Origin of the sequence: Amycolatopsis sp. NBC_00345 (assembly GCF_036116635.1) — a bacterium.
GTDB lineage: Bacteria > Actinomycetota > Actinomycetes > Mycobacteriales > Pseudonocardiaceae > Amycolatopsis.
In genome coordinates this window covers 2,293,972-2,311,864 of sequence record NZ_CP107995.1, presented here as the reverse complement: position 1 = coordinate 2,311,864, position 17,893 = coordinate 2,293,972, and the positions used below count along the sequence as shown (strand labels likewise).

Below are 17,893 nucleotides of genomic sequence, written 5' to 3'. Positions count from 1 at the left end.
CCCTCGCCGGCGTCACTGCCTACTCGAAAGTAAGAACGAGTGTTACGTGACGCAGGTTACGCAACGTTTGTTATGCCCGCTAGGATCCATTCGTGGCACGTCGCACGCGGGACCCCGGCAGCCGCCATCGCCTGATCGCGGCGGCGTGGCGCCTCGTCGCGGTCCAGGGCGTGCCGGCCACGACCGTGCGCGCGGTCGCCGCCGAAGCCGGGGTGACCACCGGCTCGGTGACGCACTACTTCGAGGACAAGGCCGAGCTGATGGCCTCGGTCCTGCGCTACAACAACAAGGTCGCGGCCGAGCGGATCGTCCACGCGGTCCACGGCAGCACCGGCCTCGACGCGATCAGCCGCGGCGCCCAGGCGCTGCTGCCCCTGGACGAAGACCGCCTCCACACCTGGACCGTCTGGCTCGCCTTCTGGGGCGACCGCGGCGCGCACCGCCTCGTGGCCCGCGAAGGCCGCGAATCCGGTTACGGCGCCCTGACCGCCTGGCTGAAGCACGCGTTCACCGAGTCCATCGCGCGCGGGGAGCTGCCCGCGACCCTGGATCCGGCGCACGAAACCGACCGGCTGCTGGTGCTGATCGGTGGGCTGGGCGTGGTGACCGGCGGGGCGCCGCAGCTGCTCGGCCCGGCTGGCCAGCGGTCTTCGCGGATGCTGGCGGAGCACCTCGGGCAGCTGTCGAAGGCCGACTGAGCGGGTCACGAGCACGGATCGGTGGCGATCATCGTCACGAACTGAGGATCAGGTCCAGCCCGAAGTCGAAACGCTCGTCGAAGCCGTCCGCGCCGAGGTAACCCGAGACTCCAGCGACGGGTTACCCCCACACCCCGCTCAAGCTGACCGGCCAGCCCCTTACTGACCCGCGCCTTCTCCGCGCTGTGCCGCGCGCGCCAGCACCGGCGGCGGGGCGTTCTCCTCGGGGATGTCCAGCAGGCCCAGCCGGTGCAGCCGGCCGCCCGGGCCGCGAGAAGAGGTCAGCGCCACCAGCGGGACGGCCAGCACCATGCCCACCACCTGCGGCGACATCCACACCGCCAGCGCCGGGGACACCGCCCACGCCAGAGCACCCATGAAAGCACCCAGCACACTCAGCCAGCCGTAGCTCTTCAGCAACGCCCACCAGCGCAGCCTGCCCTCGTCGCGTTGCTGCGCGTCCCAGCCGGAGTCCTTGCCGAGCAGTACTTCGGCCACCCCGCGCGACTGCGCGTACATCACCACCGGTGCCAGCAGAGCGGACAGCACGGTTTCCACCACCATGGAGAGGAACGCGCGGGCGGCGCCGCCACAGCCGCGGCGGCCGGCCGGGTCGAACAGCAAAGCCAGGTAGCCCAGCACCTTCGGCGCCAGCAGCACGGCCATCGTGACGCCGAACAGGCCCACCACCTGTTCCTCGCCCTGCGCGACGCCTCCCTGGGAGAGCGGCACGGCGATGCCGGCCACCATCAGCAGGGCCCACATCGGCGCGGTGAGGTAGTCGCCGATGCCGATCATCATGTGCGCGCGGCTGATCCAGTGCAGGCCACGGCTGCCCACCACCTTGCCGTGCTGCAGATTTCCCTGGCACCAGCGGCGGTCGCGCACCAGCAGGGCCGCCAGGGTGGGCGGGCCTTCCTCGTAACTGCCTTTCAGGTACGGCAGCATGTGCGCGGCCCACCCGCCGCGGCGCATCAGCGCGGCCTCGACGAAATCGTGGCTGAGCACGTGGCCGCCGAACGGCCTGCGTCCGGGCAGCGCCGGCAGGCCGGCCTGTTCGGCGAAGGCGCGCGTCCGGATGATCGCGTTGTGGCCCCAGTAGTTGCTTTCCGCGCCATGTCACCAGGCCACGCCGCGGGCGATCACCGGGCCGTAGACCCGGCCGCCGAACTGCTGCGTCCGGGCGAACAGGGTGTGCCCGCCGATCACCGCCGGCCGGGTCTGGATCAGGCCTACGCCGGCGTTGTTCTCCATCCCGGCGACCAGGCGCACGATGGTGTCGCCGGACATCAGGCTGTCCGCGTCCAGGATCAGCATCTGCGGGTAGGCGCCACCGAACCGGCGCACCCAGTCGGCGATGTTTCCGGCCTTGCGGCCGCCGTTGTCGCCACGGCGGCGGTAGAACAGCCGCTCGTGGCCATCCCGCGCGGTGTCGCGCAGCTCGGCGAAAACCTGTTCCTCGGAGCGCGCGATGTCCTCGCGGCGCGTGTCGCTGAGCACGAAGAAGTCGAACCGGTCCAGCGAGCCGGTTTCGGCCACCGATTCATAGATCGCGCGCAGTCCGGCCAGCGCCCGGCCCGGATCTTCGTTGTAGAGGGGCATCAGCAGCGCGGTCCGGCTGTGCACAGCCGGCAATGGCGCGTCCGGGTCGATGCCCAGCCGGTGACCACGGTTGAACACAGCGGTGAGGAAGCCGGCCACGGCGCTGGTGAAGGAAAGCGCGGTCCACGCGAACAAGCCCGTGAACAGCGACAATAAACAAAGCTCCAGCACGGTGACGCCGTCGGCCGAGAGCGCGCTCCACATCATGAAGGAGGCCGCGGCCGTCATCGCCGCGGTGCCGGCCAGGATGTACAGGCGGCGCAGGCCGATCAGGCGCGGCGAGGTGCGGTGGCGGCGCACACGCAGGCTGCCTTCACGCAGGGACTGCTCTGGCATGGCCAGCGGGGATTCGGCCGGCAGCCGGGCTTCCCCCGCGTCAAGCCCGGCGGTTCCGGTCTGAACATCCATCGCCGCTCAGTCCGCGCGTTCCGCCGCGGACAGACTGACCGGCTGTGGAGCACGACACAGTGGTCGTCTGTCACTATCGGGACCCACACGATCTCCAACGGGCTGAAACGAAATGGCGAGCTCCGAACAAAACCGAGGATGTGTCCGGATTCTGCACCACGTCAACCGATGGCTATTCGGTCTGCCCTAATGGATAAAAACTACTTCAGGTCACCTTGATGACGACCTTGCCCGAAGTGCGGCCGAGCTGGTCGAGCGTGTCCACCGCGGTCGTCCCGGCCACCGGCAGCGTTGCCGCCAACCAGGCCATCGCGCCCTGGGAAGTGGACCTGAAGATCATCGCCGGGGACGCCGAGGCGCCGGTCGCGCCGAGTACTCCGGCGGCCGCGGTGAGCGCTGCGACCATCAGTACCGCTCGTGCCGTCTTCATCAGAAGGAGGCCAGGACCGCTTGCGGCGGTCCGGACGGCGACGGGAAAGCGATGTGAAGTTTGGGTGAAGAGGCGACTTTCGTGGGTGGTGTCCGACTCCGATGCTGGGGATAGTTTTCCCTGCTTCCCTTTGTGCGCGCACCGCAGCTCTTTTCGTCTTCCCAAACCCCGCTCGGAGGATGTTGATGACCGCACGGAAGAAATTCGCCTTTACCGCTTTCGCCGCAGGCGCTCTCGCTTGTGCGCTCTGCACCGCGCCCGCCGGTGCCGCGCCGCTGTCGGGCGAAGCCGCGTTCGCGCTCGCCCAGAACACGGCCATCGCGCAGGCCGATCAGGTGGTCGCCTCGCTGGGGGACGCGTCCGGGGATTACTACCTCGACAACGGCAAGGCCGTCGTCAACGTCCTTGATGACGCAGGCGCGCAGAAGGTCCGGGCCGCCGGGCTCACCGCGAAGAAGGTCAGGCACAGCTCCGCGGCGCTGACCGGCGTCAAGGAAAAGCTGGACTCGGTCCGTGACGTCCCGCAGACCGCCTGGGGCATCGACACCTCGACCAACCAGGTCGTGGTGACCGTCTACTCGGCGGCGACCCCGGCCACCGCGGAGAAGGTCACCACCGCGACGAAGCAGTACGGCGACAGCGTCCGGATCGAGCACCGGACCGGCAAGCTGGAGCTCTACATCGCCGACGGCGACGCCATCCAGAACAGCCAGGGCCGCTGCTCCCTCGGCTTCAACGTCAAGCGCGGCAGCACCCCCTACCTGCTGACCGCCGGCCACTGCACCAACCTCGGCGGCACCTGGAGCGGCGGCGACGTCAGCGGTGCGCGGGTCGTCGAAAGCGACTGCCCCGGAGCGGACTCCGGCCTGCTGACCCGCCCCAACGGCACCGGGCCCGGCCGGATCAACACCGGCCAGGCCATCACCAGCGCCGCGGCCCCGAAGGTGGGCGAGCGCATCTCCAAGCAGGGTTCGACCACCGGTGGCGGCACCGGCCAGGTGACCTCGGTCGACCAGTCGGTGAACTTCGACGTCGGCGTGCTCAACCACGAGTTCGGCACCACCGCCCACACCGACCACGGTGACTCCGGCGGCCCGGCGTACGACGGTTCGAAGGGCCTCGGCACGCTTTCCGGCGGCAGCCCGTCGGTGAGCTACTTCTACCCGCTGACCCGTGAGCTTTCGGCTTACGGCCTCACCCTGGCGTGAGCTCCGCCAAAAGCGGCTGAATGACCCCAGGCCGCCTCCGGGAAATCTTCCGGAGGCGGCCTTCGGGATTCCCGGATATGTCACGGAATGACGGAACCGCGCCGAGAATAAACCAAAAATTACCGCCCCCTCGAATTCGGTTTCGCCGTCAGCGGGCCGAGGATCGGGGCGCTCGGCTAATCTGCGGGGATGACTGAGGCATCCGACGACCGGACCCGCCCCGGGGGGCGCACCGCGCGCACCCGGAACGCGGTGCATACGGCCGTCCGCGCGCTCTTCGGCGAGGGGCGCGACACGATCTCCGTGCGCGAGGTGTCCGAACGGTCGGGCATCCACGAGGTCACCATCTACCGGCGCTGGAAGACCATCGAGGCCCTCGTCCTCGACGTGGCCGTGACCCACCTCAACGAGGAGTCGCCGTTCCCGGACACCGGCGACCTGCGCGCGGACCTGCTCGCCTGGGCCCGCTCGGTGGCCGGGCAGGTCAGCACCCACGAAGGCTTCGCCCTCTACCGGGCACTGGCCGCCGCCGGCTCGGCGCTTGACAACCCGGGCGTGTCGCCCCGGCGTGAAGAGGCCGCGACCTACCTGCGCAAGCGGACCGACCAGATCCAGCGCGCGATCGACCACAACGCCGCCGGCCTTTCGCGCCCACCGACCGTCGCCGAGGTCTTCGACATCGTGCTCGCGCCCATCTACCTGCGCGCGATCTTCGGCTACCAGCACCCCGACGAGGCCCTCGACGTGCTGGTCGACCGCCTCCTGGGTGATCACTGACCCTGTTTTGCAAGAAATCTTGCATTAGTGGCCCACCCCTGCGCATACTCGCTTAACGCAAGTTTTCTAACGTGAACGCGGGGTGCGCACAGTGCCGGGTACGGGCAGGACACTCGAGGGCAAGGTCGCGGTCGTCACCGGGGCGAGCGCCGGCATCGGCGCCCAGATCGCCCGCGAGCTGGGCGACGCCGGCGCGCAGGTGGTCCTCGTCGGCCGGGACCGCACACGGCTCGGCGAAGTCCACGCACAGCTCGAGAGCGCCGGGGCCGGCGCGGCGGCCGTCCGCGCAGACGTCACCACCGACGGCGGGCCGGCCGAGGTCGTCGGCCGCGCCCTCGACCGGTTCGGCGCCATCGACGTGCTGGCCCACGCCGCGGGTGTGTTCCTGCCGACGCCGTTCGGCGACACCATCGACGAGCTGCTCGCCGGCCCCGGCTACCTCCACGGGTCGAGCCTGCTGATCGACGGCGGCTGGGTCGCTACCTTCGTGCGGCGCGGCCCGGCGGGCGCCGCACTCGTCAAGGTGAGCGGCGCGCAGGACGCCGCGGACCGAAGGCCGGCCGAGAACGTCTTCGATACCTACGTCGGAAGCCTCAGCTGCTCAACATCGGCGGCTTCGCCGGCATCGGTGTGCTCGGTGTCGGCATCTTCGCGTTCGCGGCCCCGCTTCCGGTGCAGACCGCCTTGTCCCTAGCCCACTGTTCTCCCGCTCGCCGGGATCGCCGCGATGGCGGCGCTGAAACCCACCAGCCCCAACAAAAGGGAACCCTCATGACCGAGCACTACCCGCCCAAGAGCGAACTGCGTGACGGCATGCGCGTCGACTGGGACGTCCGCATCACGATGAGCGACGGGGTGACCCTCGCCGCCGACATCTTCCGCCCCGACGACGACGCGCCCCACCCCGTGCTGCTCGCGGCGAGCCCGTACGGCAAGGGACTTTCGTTCCAGGAGGGCTTCCCCTCGCAGTTCCGCTCGCTCCTGACCGAGCACCCCGAGGTCGCCGCGCACTCCACCAACGCCTACCAGGTGTGGGAGTACCCCGACCCCGAGCGCTGGGTGCCGCGCGGTTACGTCTGCGTGCGGATCGACACCCGCGGCGCCGGCGGCAGCGAGGGCGCGATCGACTTCTTCTCCCCCCGCGAAACGCAGGACCTCTACGAGAGCATCGAATGGGCCGGCACCCGGCCGTGGAGCAACGGCAAGGTGGGCCTGCTCGGCATCTCCTACCTGGCCAGCAACCAGTGGCAGGTGGCCGAGCTCGCGCCGCCGCACCTGGCCGCGATCTGCCCGTGGGAAGGCGCCTCGGACTACTACCGCGAGTACACCCACCACGGCGGCATCCCGACCGAGTTCCTGCCGAGCTGGATGCCGTACCAGGTCACCCGCGTCCAGCACGGGCGCGGTGAGGCGCCGCTGAACCCGCACACCGGCCGCCGGGTGTCCGGGAAACCGGTGCGAACGCCCGAAGAGCTGGCGGCCAACGCCATCGCGATCGGCGACGTGCTGCGCGCGAACCCGTACGAGAACGACTATTACCGGCGCCGGTCCGCAGTGCTGGAGAAGATCACCGTGCCCGTGCTGTCGGCTTCCAACTGGGGTGGCATGGGCCTGCATTCGCGGGGCAACTTCGAGGCGTACTCCCGGATCGCTTCGAGCCGGAAGTGGCTGGAAGTCCACGGTCTCGAGCACTGGACCGAGTTCTACACCGACTACGGGGTCGAGCTGCAGCGCGAGTTCTTCGACCACTTCCTCAAGGGCGAGGACAACGGCTGGGACCGGCGGCCACCGGTCCAGTTCAAGGTCAGGACGCCGGACAGCTTCTTCGTCCGCACGGAGCAGGAGTGGCCGCTCGCCCGCACCGACTGGACCCGCTATCACCTCGACCTCGGCGCGGGTTCGCTCGTCGGGGAGGAACCGGCCGGGGAGCACGAGACCGCGTTCGAGGCCCGGTCCGAGGGAGTGCTCTTCACCCTGCCCCCGCTGGACCGGGAGGTGGAGATCACCGGCCCCGCCGCGGTGAACCTGTTCGTCGCCTCGACCACCGAGGACGCGGACCTCTTCGTGACGATGCACCTGTTCTCCCCCGGCGGCGAGGAGGTGCTCTTCCCCACCGCGTTCGAACCCCACGGCCCGCTCGGCCAGGGCTGGCTGCGCCTTTCGCAGCGAGCGCTCGACCCGGACCGTTCCCTGCCGTACCGGCCGTGGCACGCCCACACCGGGCCGGCGCCGGTGACCCCCGGGGAAACCTACGAGGCGAACGTGGAGATCTGGCCGTTCTCGATCGTCGCCCCGGCCGGGTACCGGATCGGCGTTTCGGTCCGAGGCCAGGACTACACCCACCAGCTGCCCGGCCCGCACGAGCTCACCTACGGCCGGGAGCTCCGCGGCAGCGGCGCCTACTGGCACGAGCTGCCGGGTGATCGTGACCGTCCGGCTTACCGCGGCGTGACCACGCTGGCCAGCCGAGCCGGGCAGCGTCCGGTTTTGCTGCTGCCGGTCATTCCGTCGCGGTAGGTCATCCACCCTGGGCCGGCAGAGCTGCGGTAACCGTGCCGGAAGACGCGTGCCTTGGCCCAGTCCGCGGAGACCGACCGGCGCTCACACCTCGTTGTCCGCCGTTCTCGGAGGCCGCACGGCGAGCACGGCCTCCGGGGTGAAGGAACTGCCGAAGGAGACGGCGCGGGCCCCCGCGCCGAGGAACGCCGCCGCGTTGCCGGCGTCGACCCCGCCGGTCGCGACGAACCGCACGCCGGGGAACGGCGCCCGCAGCGCGGTGATCCAGGCGGGCGTCAGCACGCTCGCGGGAAAGGCCTTCTGCCAACGGAAACCGGCGGCGAGCGCGGCACCCACCTCGGTTCCGGTGGCGACGCCGGGCAGGTGCGGCAGGCCGTGCCCGACGCTCGCCTGGGCCACGCGCGCGTCGAAGCCCGGCGCGACGGTGAACCCGGCGCCCAGCCCCCGGACGACGTCGAGGGCGTCGAGCGTGGTGACGGTTCCCGCGCCGACGCACGCGCCCGGCTCTTCGCGCGCCCACTCGACGGCGGCCGCCAGTGACGGCGCGGATTCCTCACCGTGCCAAGGAACTTCGATCAGCTCGACGCCCAGCGCCCGGGCGTCGCGGCAGAGCCGCACGGTGGTGGCGGGATCGTGGCCGCGCAGGATCACCATGACCGGCAGCGCGGTGAAGCGCCGGGCGAAGAGGTCGTCAGCCGGCATGGCGGCGCACCCCCGAAGTGCCGTCCCAGCCGAGGTCCTGCGAGATCTCCGACGCCAGTTCCCAGAGCAGCGGCAGGTGCCGGCGGAGGCGTTCGAGCGGTTCGATCGCGCACAGCGCCGTGATCGACACTCCCGCGTGGACGGCGCCGGCGTGGTCGCGCACCGGAACCGCGATGCAGGCCAGGAAGCTCTCGTACTCACCGTCGTCGACGGCGTAGCCCTGCTGGCGTACCCGGGTCAGTTCGGCGGCGAAGTCGCCGGGGCCGGTGATCGTCGACGCGGTGAACTTCTCGAACGTCGTGGTCGCGAGGATCGCGTCACGCCGGTCGGGCGCCAGGCCGGCCAGGATGGCCTTCGCGACGCCGGCGGTGTGCACCGGGGCCGGCGCGCCGATCCGCGAAGCCATCCGGACCGCACCGTGGCCTTCGACCTTGTCGACATAGACGATGTCGGTGCCGGCGAGCTCGGCCAGGTGGATCGTGTGGCCGACTTCGCGGGCGAGCCGCTCCAGCCGGGGCCGGGCGGCAGTGCGCAGGTCCATCCCGTCGAGGCACTCCAGCGCCATCCCGATCAGGCCGAACCCGATGGCCCAGGTGAGGTCGTCGAGCCGCCGCACCAGCCGGTGCCGTTCCATCGTCTGCAGCAGCCGCAGCACGGTGGACCGGTGCACGTCGAGTTCCTGCGCGAGGTCGGAGAGCCGGCGTGGCCCGCGGGCGCAGGCGTCGAGGATGACGGCGGCCCGGTCGACGGACTGGGACATGTCAGCTCCCTGGGGTCGGCGCGACGGCGGCCCGGACGAGTTCGGCGGGCGGCCGTGGGAGGGGGAAGTGGTCGGACAGCGACGTCAGCGCGGCGCCGGCCAGCAGGTGCCCGAGCCGCAGCCGGGCCGGGTGCGCCAGGCCGGTCAGCATCCCGTGCAGCCAGCCGGCGGCGAAGGCGTCGCCCGCGCCCACCGGCTCGACGACGTCGACGGGCAGCGCGGGCACGATGACCACGCCGTCCGGGCCGAAGCTCGTCGCGTCGGTCCCGCCGTTCTTGACCACGACGACGGCCGGCTCGGGCAGCAGCTCGCGCACGTCGCCGGCGGTCTTGGCGCCCCAGAGCGCCCCCGCTTCGTCGAGCCCGGTGAACACGACGTCCGCGCGGCGAGCCAGTCCACTGAGGACGGTCGCGGCTTCGCCGGCGTCCGGCCAGAGCGCGGGACGGTGGTTGACGTCGAAGCTGGTCGCGATGTCGCAGCCGAGTGCGTAGCCGACCGCGTCGCGACACGATGCCGACAGAGCAGGCGTGACTCCGGACAGGTGCAGGTGCCGGGGCCGCGCGGCCAGCGCCCGGTCGACGTCGGCGCGGCCGAGCCGGGTGGCCGCCGAGCCATCGCGGTAGTACGTGACCGTGGAGCCGCCCGGGTGCGGGTCCTTGACGAAGAACCCGGTCCGTCCGGGCCGGCGCCGGGTCAGCGAGACATCGACTCCGGCCGCGGCGACGTCGTCGAGCAGCCTGGTGCCCAGTGCGTCCTCGCCGACCAGGCTCACCCAGGACGCCGTGCTGCCGAGCTGGACGAGCGCCCGGGCCACATTGGACTCCGCGCCCGCGGTGGTGAGGGCGAACCGCGTCGCGTGGCGCAGCGGCTCGCCGTCGGCGGGCACCAGCTGGGCCATGCTCTCGCCGAGGCACACGACGTCCGGCCGCGTCACGGGATCTCCACGAAACCGCCGCCGCGCTCCAGCGACTCCGCGGCGGCGAGCACCACGGCGAGGTCGGCGAGGCCTTCCCGGCCGGGCACAACCGGTTCGGCGCCGGTGCGGATCGCGCCGAGCCAGTCCTCGACCATCCGGCGGTGGCTGTCGTAGTAGTTCTCCTTGCCCGTGTGCTCGCTCCTCGCCGGCGTCCAGACGTGGCAGCCGCCCTCGTCGGCGTCGTAGTCGACGACGACGCCGAGCCGGCCGCCGGTGCCGAGCACGGTGGCCTCGGCCTGGGCGGCCGGGCCCGGCGCGGACCAGGTGAGCACGGACTGGGCGGTGACCCCGCTCGCCATCCGCAGCGTGAGCGCGACGGTGTCGGCGTCACCGGCGGCCGCGACCGCCGCGACCGGCCCGCCGAGACAGCGCAGCAGGCTCACCTGGTGGGTGCCCTGGTCGAGCAGGATGCCGCCGGACGGCCCGCCGCCATGGCGCCAGCCGTCGCGCACCCACACCCCGCCGACCTGGTACGCGCGGGTGGAGCGCAGCGCGACGACGTCGCCGATCCGGCCCGCGGCCAAGGCGGCCCGGGCGTCGCGCACCGCGCGCAGGTGCGGGTAGTTCTCGGCGACGGCCAGGACCAGCCCGGCATCGTCGGCCGCCGCGACCATGGCGTGGGCGTCGGACAGCGTGGTGGCGAACGGCTTCTCGACGAGGACGTGGCACCCGGACCGGAGGGCCTCCAGGACCACAGCCGCGTGCAGGTGGTGGGGCACGCGGACGTCGACCGCTTCGATCCCGGCTTCCCGCCGGGCTTCGGCCAGCGAGGTGAACGGCCGCGCGCCGGTCAGCTCGGCGACCGCGCCGGCGCGCGCCGGGTCGGGGTCGATCGCGGCGGTGAGGCCGCCGAGGGCCGGGTAGACGGTGCGGGCGACGATCTCGCCCATCGCCCCGCAGCCGGCCAGTGCCACCCTGGTCACGAGGCGGTCCTTTCGTCGGGCCGGTACCGGTCGGCCGGCAGCCCGGCGATCCCGGTGTCCACGGCGAAGAGCTTGCCCGCGTGGGGTTCCGCGGCGGCCTGCTCCGGGGTGAAGCCTTCCTGGGACGTCGTGACGAACAGCGTCGCCAGGTCCGGGCCGCCGAAGCAGCAGCTGCTCACCTGGCCGGCCGCGACGTCGACCCGGGCGAGCACCTCGCCGCGCGGGCTGAACCGGACGACGGCCGAGCCGCCCCACAGCGCCACCCAGAGCGCGCCTTCGGCGTCGATGGCCATCCCGTCCGGCGCGCCCAGGGCCGGGTCGACGGCGAACGCCGGTTCACGCCGGCCGTCCGCGGTCACCAGGTCGACGCGCTGGGTGGGCGTGTCGATGTAGTAGAACTCGTCGGGGTTCCGCCAGGCGAGGCCGTTCGAGATCGTCGAGCCCGCCAGCACGCGCACGGCTTCGGTGCCGTCGAGGCGGTACAGGGAACCCGCGCCCGCCTTGCGGTCGCGGGCCATGCTGCCCGCCCAGAACCGGCCGCGGGGGTCGGCCGCGCCGTCGTTCATCCGCGAGTGGCGGCCACGTTCGGGCTCGGCGAGCTTTCGCAGCGAGCCGTCGGTGCCCAGCCGGGCGAAGCCGAACTCGCTCGCCACGACCCAGCCGTCGGCCGGGTCGGCGCACGGCACGACCGCGCCGACCGCTTCGCCGAGCGAGTACGTCTCCACGACGGAAAGCCGGGGAGGGTCCCAAATCGCGCGGCGGACGAGCCCCGCGTCGAGGTCGACCCACAGCAGCTCGCCGCGGACGTCGTCCCAGAGCGGGCCCTCCGCGTGGTCGGCGCGCTCGTCGAGGCACGCCTGGGCCTGGTAGGTGCGCATGGCCCGCCTAACCGAGTCGCAGGGACGTGTAGGAGTGGGCCGGGAAAACCCGGGTCACCGATCCGGTCGAAAGGTCCACAGTGGACTCCTCCGGGACGACGTTGCGCGGATTCCCGGCGGTGTTCACGCCGTTCGGCCGCCCTTCCAGGACGCTCACCGCGGCCCGGCCGCGGAGCCCGTCGAGGCGGAGGGTGTAGGTCAGCGGCGTGTCCGAGGCGTTGACCACGTCGATCGTCAGCTTCTTCCGGTCGGGGCTCGCCAGTGCGGTGACGTCGAACAGCTCGTCGCCGCCGGTGACGTCGGTGCGCAGGACGTCCGGCTGCCACGAGGCCGCCTTCATCCGGTGGACGTAGTACGGCGGCTGGGCCCAGACCTGGTTCTGGTTCAGGAACACCAGGCCCTGGTCCCAGCCGTTGTCGTTCTGGCCGTCCACCTGCAGCGCGTTGGCCGAGGAGACGACGTCGACCTTCGGCCGGCGTTGCAGGGCGTTGATCGCGTAGGCGTTGCCGATCGCCCGGGCGAGGTCGTGGCTGTCGGCGTTCAGCTCGAAGACGACGACCTTGTACTTCGCGCCCGGGGCGATCCGGCCCAGCTGGTCGGCGTAGCTGTCGAGCGCCCGGATCTGGGACGGCACGCCACCGGCGTCCTGGGTCCACAGGTGGATGTCGAAGTCGGCTTCGGCGCCGTACTGCTTCGCGAGGTTGAGGATCTTCTGGTGCGCGGCAAGGGTGTTCACCTTGCCGCCGCCGGTGAAGTGGAACGGGTCGGTGATCACGTCGCTGTAGGTGAAGTCGCCGACGACCAGCTTGATCGCCGGGTCGTAGGACCAGATGACGTCGGCCAGTGCCTTGAACTTCGTCCAGTACGTCTCGTCGACGGCGTTCTCGTTGCCGAGTTCGAGGCGGTGCACGGCGTACGGCGCGGGGTGGCCGTCGGCGACGCGCTTCGCGCCCCACGTCGTGTCCTTCGCGCCGTAGAGGTACTGCATCAGGTCGGCGATGTCCTGCGGGGTCTCGTCGATGTTCAGCGAAGGCACGGCTTCGATGCCCATCGCCTCGCCGAGGCGGAGGAAGTCGAAGATGCCCCAGCCGTTGGACTCGTACGGGTACCAGAAGCCCTGGGTGACCGGCCGGGTCACCGGGTCGCCGATCATGGTCTTCCACTTGTAGTCCGAGACGTCGCCGCAGCCGCTGTTGGCGCAGCCGCCGAACCGGATCGCGCGCAGGCCCTGCTGGACCATCGCGTCGGCGACGTCCTTGCGGACGGGCAGGCCGTGGAAACGGCCCCAGTCACCGGGTTGCAGGAAGGCGTACCCGACGTCGGCGGTGCCGGGCGCGGTGAGTTCGACGGTGAACCGCGCGTGGGCATCGGTGGCCGATGAGGTGAGCGAAAAGCTGTAGGTGCGCCAGCCGGAGCCCTGCGGGCGAATCGACGTCCGGGCGTAGGTCCGGCTGCCGTCCGCGTTCTGCAGGGCGAGGCTCACGGGTCGCGTCGTCCGCAGGGTGATCTTGCCTTCGTACGGTTTGCCGCTCACGAAGCCGATGCCCTGGCGGTTGAGGCCGCGGTTCTCGACGCCGACGCTGCCACGCCCGGAGACGAAGGTGATCCGCTGGTCCTGCTTGCCCTTGAACGGCGCGGTCGCGTCGAGCGCGTAGGCGCCCCGCGCTCCCCCGGTCGTGACCGGCCGCCACATGCCGCTGACGCCGGCGTCGTGCTCGGGTTCCTGGAACGCCTCGCCGAACAGCAGCTGGCTGTAGATGCCGCCGTAGATCTCGTGGTTGACGTCCTCGAGCCCGGTGGCGACGTCGGTCCGCGGGGCCTGGCCCACGGCGTCGTCGTGCACGGTGACGCCGCGCTCGAAGGTGGTCGGGACGAGTTTCCACGTCTGCCCGGCGCGGCCTGCGACGGGGCTCCACAACTGGGCCTCGGTGCCGGCCGCCGTCTGTCCGTCCTTGGTGGACAGCAGACGGTTGCCGGTGCCCTGGTTGGCGATGGCGACCGTGCCGCCGCCCGCGTCGGCGACGCGCCAGTGCTGGTCGGGGAAGGTGCCCAGGTAGTCCCACAGGTGCACGACGGCGCCGTCGTCGGCGTGGCCGTCTACTGTGGACAGTGCCTTTCCGGTCCCGTCGTTGACGATCTCGTTCCAGCCGTCGCCGAGGTCGGCCAGCCGCCACAGCTGGTCGCGGTTCCCGGCGTACGGGTCGACGGTGACGACCGGGTCGGTCCCGGTGCGCGTCAGGCCCAAGGCGTTGCCGCTCTGCGCCTCGACGATGGTGTATGTGGTCTCCGCGGCCTCGGCGCGGACGGGGGTGGGCACGGTCGCGGCCAGCGCGAGGGCCAGCACGGCGAAGAGAGTGCGTCTCATGGTGGTTCCTCAGCTCTGGTGGCGTTCGGACCGGCGGGCGCGCAGCCGGTCGGTGACGACGGCGACGGCGAGCACCGCGCCGAGCACGATCTGCTGGTAGTAGGGCGAAACGTGCAGGATGACCAGGCCGCTGTTGATGCAGACGAGCAGGACCGCGCCGAACGCCACCCCGATCACCCGGCCGACGCCGCCGCTCAGGCTGATCCCGCCGATGACCGCGGCCGCGATCGCGTTGAGCTCCCAGCCCGTGGCGACGCTGGGCTGGCCGACGGTGAGCCGCGCGGTCACCAGCACGCCGACCGCCGAGGCGAGCACACTGCTGACGACGTAGGCCAGCACCACGCGCCGCCGCGTCCGGATCCCGGCGAGGCGGGACGCTTCCGCGTTGCCGCCGACCGCGTAGAGCTGGCGGCCGACATGGGTGCGTTCGAGGAAGAACCACGCCAGCACGCACGCGCCGGCGAACAGCAGTGTGGGCACCGGGATCGCGGCGATCCGGTACTGCGCGACGCTGGTGAAGGTCGCCCCGACGCCGTCGATCGGGAAGCCCTGGGTGAGCGCCAGCGCCGCGCCCCGGGCGGCGACGAGCGTGACCAGGGTCGTGACGAACGGCGGTACGCCGAGGATGGTCACCGAAAAGCCGTGCATCAGCCCGATCGCCGCGCCGGTCACCAGCGTGACGGCGATGGCGGCGAGGTCGGGCAGTCCCGCGTGGACGTTCAGCCACGCCGACCACACGCCCGACAGCGCGACCACCGAGCCGACCGACAGGTCGATGCCGCCGGTGATGATGACGAAGCTGACGCCGAGCGCGAGCAGGCCGTACTGGGCCAGGTCGACGCCCATGGTCTGCAGGTTCGACAGGCCGGCGAAGTTGGCGTTGCCGAGCGCGAACACGGCGAACACCACCACGACGGCGCCGACGACGCCGATCTCCTTGCCGCGCAGGAACGAGGGGCCGCCCCGCTCGGGCACGGTGTCCGGCGCGGCCGGTCCGGTCTCCGTGGCGGTCACGGTGCCACTCCTTCCGGGACGCCGTTGGCGGCGGTCATCAGGGCCTGTTTGCTGTACGCCGAGCGTGGGACGGTCGCGGCGAGCCGGCCACCGGCGAGGACGACGGTCCGGTGCGTCAGCCGCATCAGCTCCTCCAGTTCGGAGGAGGCGATCACCACGGCCATGCCCTGCGCGGCGAAGGACTCGACCAGGTGGTAGATCTCGGCCTTCGCGCCGACGTCGACCCCGCGGGTGGGCTCGTCGAGCAGCAGCAGCTTCGGGCGGGTGGCGAACCAGCGGCCGAAGATCGCGCGCTGCTGGTTGCCGCCCGAAAGCGTGCCGATCGGCTGTTCCTGGGTGGCGCAGCGGACCCGCACCGAGCGCCGCACCTCGTCGGTGAACGCCTTTTCGGCGCGCGGGCCGAGGTAGAAGCCGTGGCGGGCGAGGCGGGGCAGCGACGCGAGCGAGATGTTCCAGCGGACCGGGGCGTCGAGCAGCAGCCCCTGGTGCTTCCGGTCTTCGGGGACCAGGCCGACGCCCGCGCGGACGGCGTCGGCGGGGTGCTTCGGCGCGTACGGGCGGCCGTCGAGGCGCATCGAACCCGCGGTGACCGGTGTGGCGCCCATCAGCGCGTGCACCAGCCGGCTGCGCCCGGAGCCCATCAGGCCGGCGACGCCGAGGATCTCACCGCGGCGCACCTCGAAGCCGACGGGCCCGATGCCGGCGGCCTCGAGCGCCCGCACGGTCAGCACCGGTTCGTCGCCCGGTGGCGGCGGATCGCCTTCGACCAGCACCTCGGCTTCGTCGCCGGCCATCGCGCGGATCATCGCCTCGTGCGTCGCCTGCTCCGGGGTCAGGTCCGCGACGAGCCGCCCGTTGCGCAGCACGATGACGCGGTCGGCGATCTCGCGCACCTCGTCGAGCCGGTGGCCGATGAAGAGCACGACCTTGCCCTGGGCGGCCAGGTCCCGCGCGCACTTCAGCACGCGGCGCGCCTCGACCGGGCCGAGCGCCGAGGTCGGCTCGTCGAGCACCAGCACCGACGGCTCCCGGCCCAGTGCCTTCGCGATCTCCACGAGCTGGCGCTGGGCGACCGACAGCCGCGCGACCGGGCGTCGGACGGGGATGTCGGCGCCGATGCGGGCGAGCATCGCGCGGGCGGCGCGTTCGGTCCCGCGGCGGTCGAACACGACCCGCCCGGTGCCGGCGCGCCGGCCCAGCATGAGGTTCTCCGCCGCGGACAGCTCGGGCACGAGCGGGAACTCCTGCGACACGGTCGCCACCCCGAGTTCCTGGGCGTGCGCCGGGTCGCCGTTGCGCAACGCCGTGCCGCCGATGGCGACCCGGCCCTCGTCGGCGGCGGTGGCGCCGGTCAGCACGCGGATCAGGGTCGACTTGCCGGCGCCGTTCTCACCGAGCACGGCGACGACCTCGCCGCCGCGCAACGCCAGCCGGTCGACGTTGAGCACCTCGACGGTGCCGTACCGCTTGCGCAGCCCGGCCGCCTCGACGTGGGCGGCGGTCACTGCGTGACCCCCAGCTTCTTGAGGTCGTCCAGATAGGTCTGCAGGTTGTCGCCGGTGACCAGGCCGATGCCCGAGCTCAGCGTGCTGACGCCGTCCTTCTCGGCCAGGTACGGCCGCAGGAGCTGATTCGTCGCGTCCTTGCCGAGCACCTTCAGCGCGGTCAGCAGGTACACGCCGAGGTAACCCTGCTGGTACGGCCGCTGCAGCACCATCGCCTGGACGACGCCGTCGCGCACGAACTCCACGGTCTTCGGCTCGGCGTCGTCGGCGACGACCTTCACCGCGCCGGCCTTGCCCGCCGCCTTGACCGCCTGCCCGGCCGCGGGGCCGTCGTAGGACCACACGGTGTAGATCCCGGAGAGGTCCGGATTCGCCTGCAGCACGGTCTGCGCGTTCGACAGCGCTTTCGACGGATCGGAATCATCGTTGAGCGTGTCGACGACCTGGATGCCGGTTCCTTCGATCGATTTCTTGAATCCGGCGATGCGCTGGGTCGCGTTCGCGGCGGTCAGCGAACCGGTGAGGATGGCGACCTTTCCGGAACCGCCGAGGAGCGTTTTCATCGATTCCCCGGCCTTTTGCCCGGCGTCGGTGTTCGGGGTACCGAGGTAGGTGACCGGATCCGGCGTCCCGGAAAGCGGGGAGTCGATCGCGACCACGCCGATCCCGGCCTTCTGGGCGGCGCCGACCGACCCGATGACGGCCTGGGGGTCGACGGCCGAGACGGTGTACCCGTCCACCTTGTCCGCACGCAGGGTGTCCAGGATGGACAGCTGGGCACTGAGGTCACCGCCCGCCGGTGCTTGGAAGTTCGCTTGCGCCCCAAGCTCTTTGGCCGCGTTCTCCATGCCCGTGCGGCCCTCGGTCCAGTACGCCGACGGACTGTTGATCACCATCGCGACACGGACGGCACCGGCGCCCTTGCCCTGCACGGCCTGCTTGATCTTCCCGGCGAGCTCGCCCAGCTTCGCGTCGTTGAACTCGGTCGAGCCGGTCAGTTTCGCGGCGGCCTGGCCGGATTGCTGTTTCGCGTCGTCGGTCGCCGACGTGCAGCCGGAAAGGGTGAGCGCCGTCGCGGCGACGAGTGCGGTCGTGGTGATGAGGACGCGGGTGACGGTCATGGCGAACTC

The 17,893-nt window shown here is 71.6% G+C and carries 16 protein-coding genes and 1 pseudogene; 5 read left to right on the top strand and 12 right to left on the bottom strand.

Going from position 1 to position 17,893, the window contains the following annotated elements:
- Nucleotides 1–92 precede the first annotated feature (92 nt).
- The gene (locus OG943_RS10230) at nucleotides 93–698 is read left to right on the top strand and encodes a TetR/AcrR family transcriptional regulator (RefSeq protein ID WP_328609478.1); all 606 of its coding nucleotides are present in this window, start codon (nucleotides 93–95) and stop codon (nucleotides 696–698) included.
- A gap of 159 nt (nucleotides 699–857) precedes the next feature.
- On the opposite strand, the pseudogene mdoH reads toward OG943_RS10230, so the two are convergent.
- The 3 genes and pseudogenes from mdoH to OG943_RS10215 form a co-directional block, all read right to left on the bottom strand.
- Nucleotides 858–1,805: pseudogene (mdoH, locus tag OG943_RS10225) on the bottom strand (glucans biosynthesis glucosyltransferase MdoH); the annotation flags it as partial.
- A 12-nt stretch (nucleotides 1,806–1,817) separates the two neighbouring features.
- Nucleotides 1,818–2,708, bottom strand: coding sequence for a glycosyltransferase (locus tag OG943_RS10220; protein WP_328609477.1), 891 nt, complete (start codon nucleotides 2,706–2,708; stop codon nucleotides 1,818–1,820).
- Nucleotides 2,709–2,913: 205 nt separating this feature from the next.
- Nucleotides 2,914–3,138 carry a hypothetical protein gene (locus OG943_RS10215; RefSeq protein ID WP_328609476.1) on the bottom strand — a complete coding sequence of 75 codons (225 nt, stop codon included), beginning with the start codon at nucleotides 3,136–3,138 and terminating at the stop codon, nucleotides 2,914–2,916.
- A gap of 185 nt (nucleotides 3,139–3,323) precedes the next feature.
- On the opposite strand from OG943_RS10215, the gene OG943_RS10210 reads away from it, so the two are divergent.
- From OG943_RS10210 to OG943_RS10195, 4 genes are all read left to right on the top strand, one after another.
- Nucleotides 3,324–4,346 carry a S1 family peptidase gene (locus tag OG943_RS10210; RefSeq protein WP_328609475.1) on the top strand — a complete coding sequence of 341 codons (1,023 nt, stop codon included), beginning with the start codon at nucleotides 3,324–3,326 and terminating at the stop codon, nucleotides 4,344–4,346.
- A 189-nt stretch (nucleotides 4,347–4,535) separates the two neighbouring features.
- A complete protein-coding gene (locus tag OG943_RS10205) occupies nucleotides 4,536–5,123 on the top strand; it encodes a TetR/AcrR family transcriptional regulator (protein WP_328609474.1) in 588 nt (195 codons plus the stop codon).
- Between the two features lie 82 nt (nucleotides 5,124–5,205).
- A complete protein-coding gene (locus OG943_RS10200; protein ID WP_328609473.1) occupies nucleotides 5,206–5,817 on the top strand; it encodes an SDR family NAD(P)-dependent oxidoreductase in 612 nt (203 codons plus the stop codon).
- A gap of 77 nt (nucleotides 5,818–5,894) precedes the next feature.
- On the top strand, nucleotides 5,895–7,640 hold the full coding sequence (locus OG943_RS10195) for a CocE/NonD family hydrolase (RefSeq protein ID WP_328609472.1): 1,746 nt from the start codon (nucleotides 5,895–5,897) through the stop codon (nucleotides 7,638–7,640).
- An 84-nt stretch (nucleotides 7,641–7,724) separates the two neighbouring features.
- On the opposite strand, the gene OG943_RS10190 is transcribed toward OG943_RS10195, so the two are convergent.
- Genes OG943_RS10190 through OG943_RS10150 form a run of 9 tightly spaced genes read right to left on the bottom strand, consistent with a single transcriptional unit; the run spans nucleotide 7,725 to nucleotide 17,884 of the window.
- Nucleotides 7,725–8,342, bottom strand: coding sequence for a bifunctional 4-hydroxy-2-oxoglutarate aldolase/2-dehydro-3-deoxy-phosphogluconate aldolase (locus tag OG943_RS10190; RefSeq protein WP_328609471.1), 618 nt, complete (start codon nucleotides 8,340–8,342; stop codon nucleotides 7,725–7,727).
- Entirely contained in the window at nucleotides 8,332–9,102 is a 771-nt protein-coding gene (locus tag OG943_RS10185; RefSeq protein WP_328609470.1) for an IclR family transcriptional regulator, read from the bottom strand. Before OG943_RS10185 ends, OG943_RS10190 begins: the two co-directional genes overlap by 11 nt.
- A 1-nt stretch (nucleotide 9,103) precedes the next feature.
- Nucleotides 9,104–10,036 (bottom strand): sugar kinase, encoded by a 933-nt coding sequence (locus OG943_RS10180; RefSeq protein ID WP_328609469.1) that lies wholly within the window; start codon nucleotides 10,034–10,036, stop codon nucleotides 9,104–9,106.
- Complete coding sequence (locus tag OG943_RS10175) at nucleotides 10,033–11,001, bottom strand: Gfo/Idh/MocA family protein (protein WP_328609468.1); 969 nt, start codon at nucleotides 10,999–11,001, stop codon at nucleotides 10,033–10,035. The genes OG943_RS10180 and OG943_RS10175 overlap by 4 nt, the downstream gene beginning before the upstream one ends.
- Entirely contained in the window at nucleotides 10,998–11,879 is an 882-nt protein-coding gene (locus tag OG943_RS10170; protein ID WP_328609467.1) for an SMP-30/gluconolactonase/LRE family protein, read from the bottom strand. The genes OG943_RS10175 and OG943_RS10170 overlap by 4 nt, the downstream gene beginning before the upstream one ends.
- Nucleotides 11,880–11,886: 7 nt before the next feature.
- On the bottom strand, nucleotides 11,887–14,244 hold the full coding sequence (locus OG943_RS10165) for an RICIN domain-containing protein (RefSeq protein ID WP_328609466.1): 2,358 nt from the start codon (nucleotides 14,242–14,244) through the stop codon (nucleotides 11,887–11,889).
- A 9-nt stretch (nucleotides 14,245–14,253) separates the two neighbouring features.
- Nucleotides 14,254–15,258, bottom strand: coding sequence for an ABC transporter permease (locus OG943_RS10160; protein ID WP_328609465.1), 1,005 nt, complete (start codon nucleotides 15,256–15,258; stop codon nucleotides 14,254–14,256).
- Nucleotides 15,255–16,763: a sugar ABC transporter ATP-binding protein gene (locus tag OG943_RS10155; protein ID WP_328609464.1), complete on the bottom strand. Its 1,509-nt coding sequence runs from the start codon at nucleotides 16,761–16,763 to the stop codon at nucleotides 15,255–15,257. Before OG943_RS10155 ends, OG943_RS10160 begins: the two co-directional genes overlap by 4 nt.
- Complete coding sequence (locus OG943_RS10150; protein WP_328609463.1) at nucleotides 16,760–17,884, bottom strand: substrate-binding domain-containing protein; 1,125 nt, start codon at nucleotides 17,882–17,884, stop codon at nucleotides 16,760–16,762. Before OG943_RS10150 ends, OG943_RS10155 begins: the two co-directional genes overlap by 4 nt.
- Nucleotides 17,885–17,893: the final 9 nt, after the last annotated feature.

What these genes read in the sequence shown, in the direction of transcription:
- OG943_RS10210 (WP_328609475.1), top strand. Translation starts at nt 3,324, where the DNA reads ATGACCGCACGGAAGAAATTCGCCTTTACCGCTTTCGCCGCAGGCGCT.
- OG943_RS10205 (WP_328609474.1), top strand. Translation starts at nt 4,536, where the DNA reads ATGACTGAGGCATCCGACGACCGGACCCGCCCCGGGGGGCGCACCGCG.
- OG943_RS10215 (WP_328609476.1), bottom strand. Translation starts at nt 3,138, where the DNA reads ATGAAGACGGCACGAGCGGTACTGATGGTCGCAGCGCTCACCGCGGCC.
- OG943_RS10190 (WP_328609471.1), bottom strand. Translation starts at nt 8,342, where the DNA reads ATGCCGGCTGACGACCTCTTCGCCCGGCGCTTCACCGCGCTGCCGGTC.
- OG943_RS10165 (WP_328609466.1), bottom strand. Translation starts at nt 14,244, where the DNA reads ATGAGACGCACTCTCTTCGCCGTGCTGGCCCTCGCGCTGGCCGCGACC.
- OG943_RS10195 (WP_328609472.1), top strand. Translation starts at nt 5,895, where the DNA reads ATGACCGAGCACTACCCGCCCAAGAGCGAACTGCGTGACGGCATGCGC.
- OG943_RS10185 (WP_328609470.1), bottom strand. Translation starts at nt 9,102, where the DNA reads ATGTCCCAGTCCGTCGACCGGGCCGCCGTCATCCTCGACGCCTGCGCC.
- OG943_RS10170 (WP_328609467.1), bottom strand. Translation starts at nt 11,879, where the DNA reads ATGCGCACCTACCAGGCCCAGGCGTGCCTCGACGAGCGCGCCGACCAC.
- OG943_RS10150 (WP_328609463.1), bottom strand. Translation starts at nt 17,884, where the DNA reads ATGACCGTCACCCGCGTCCTCATCACCACGACCGCACTCGTCGCCGCG.
- OG943_RS10220 (WP_328609477.1), bottom strand. Translation starts at nt 2,708, where the DNA reads ATGGATGTTCAGACCGGAACCGCCGGGCTTGACGCGGGGGAAGCCCGG.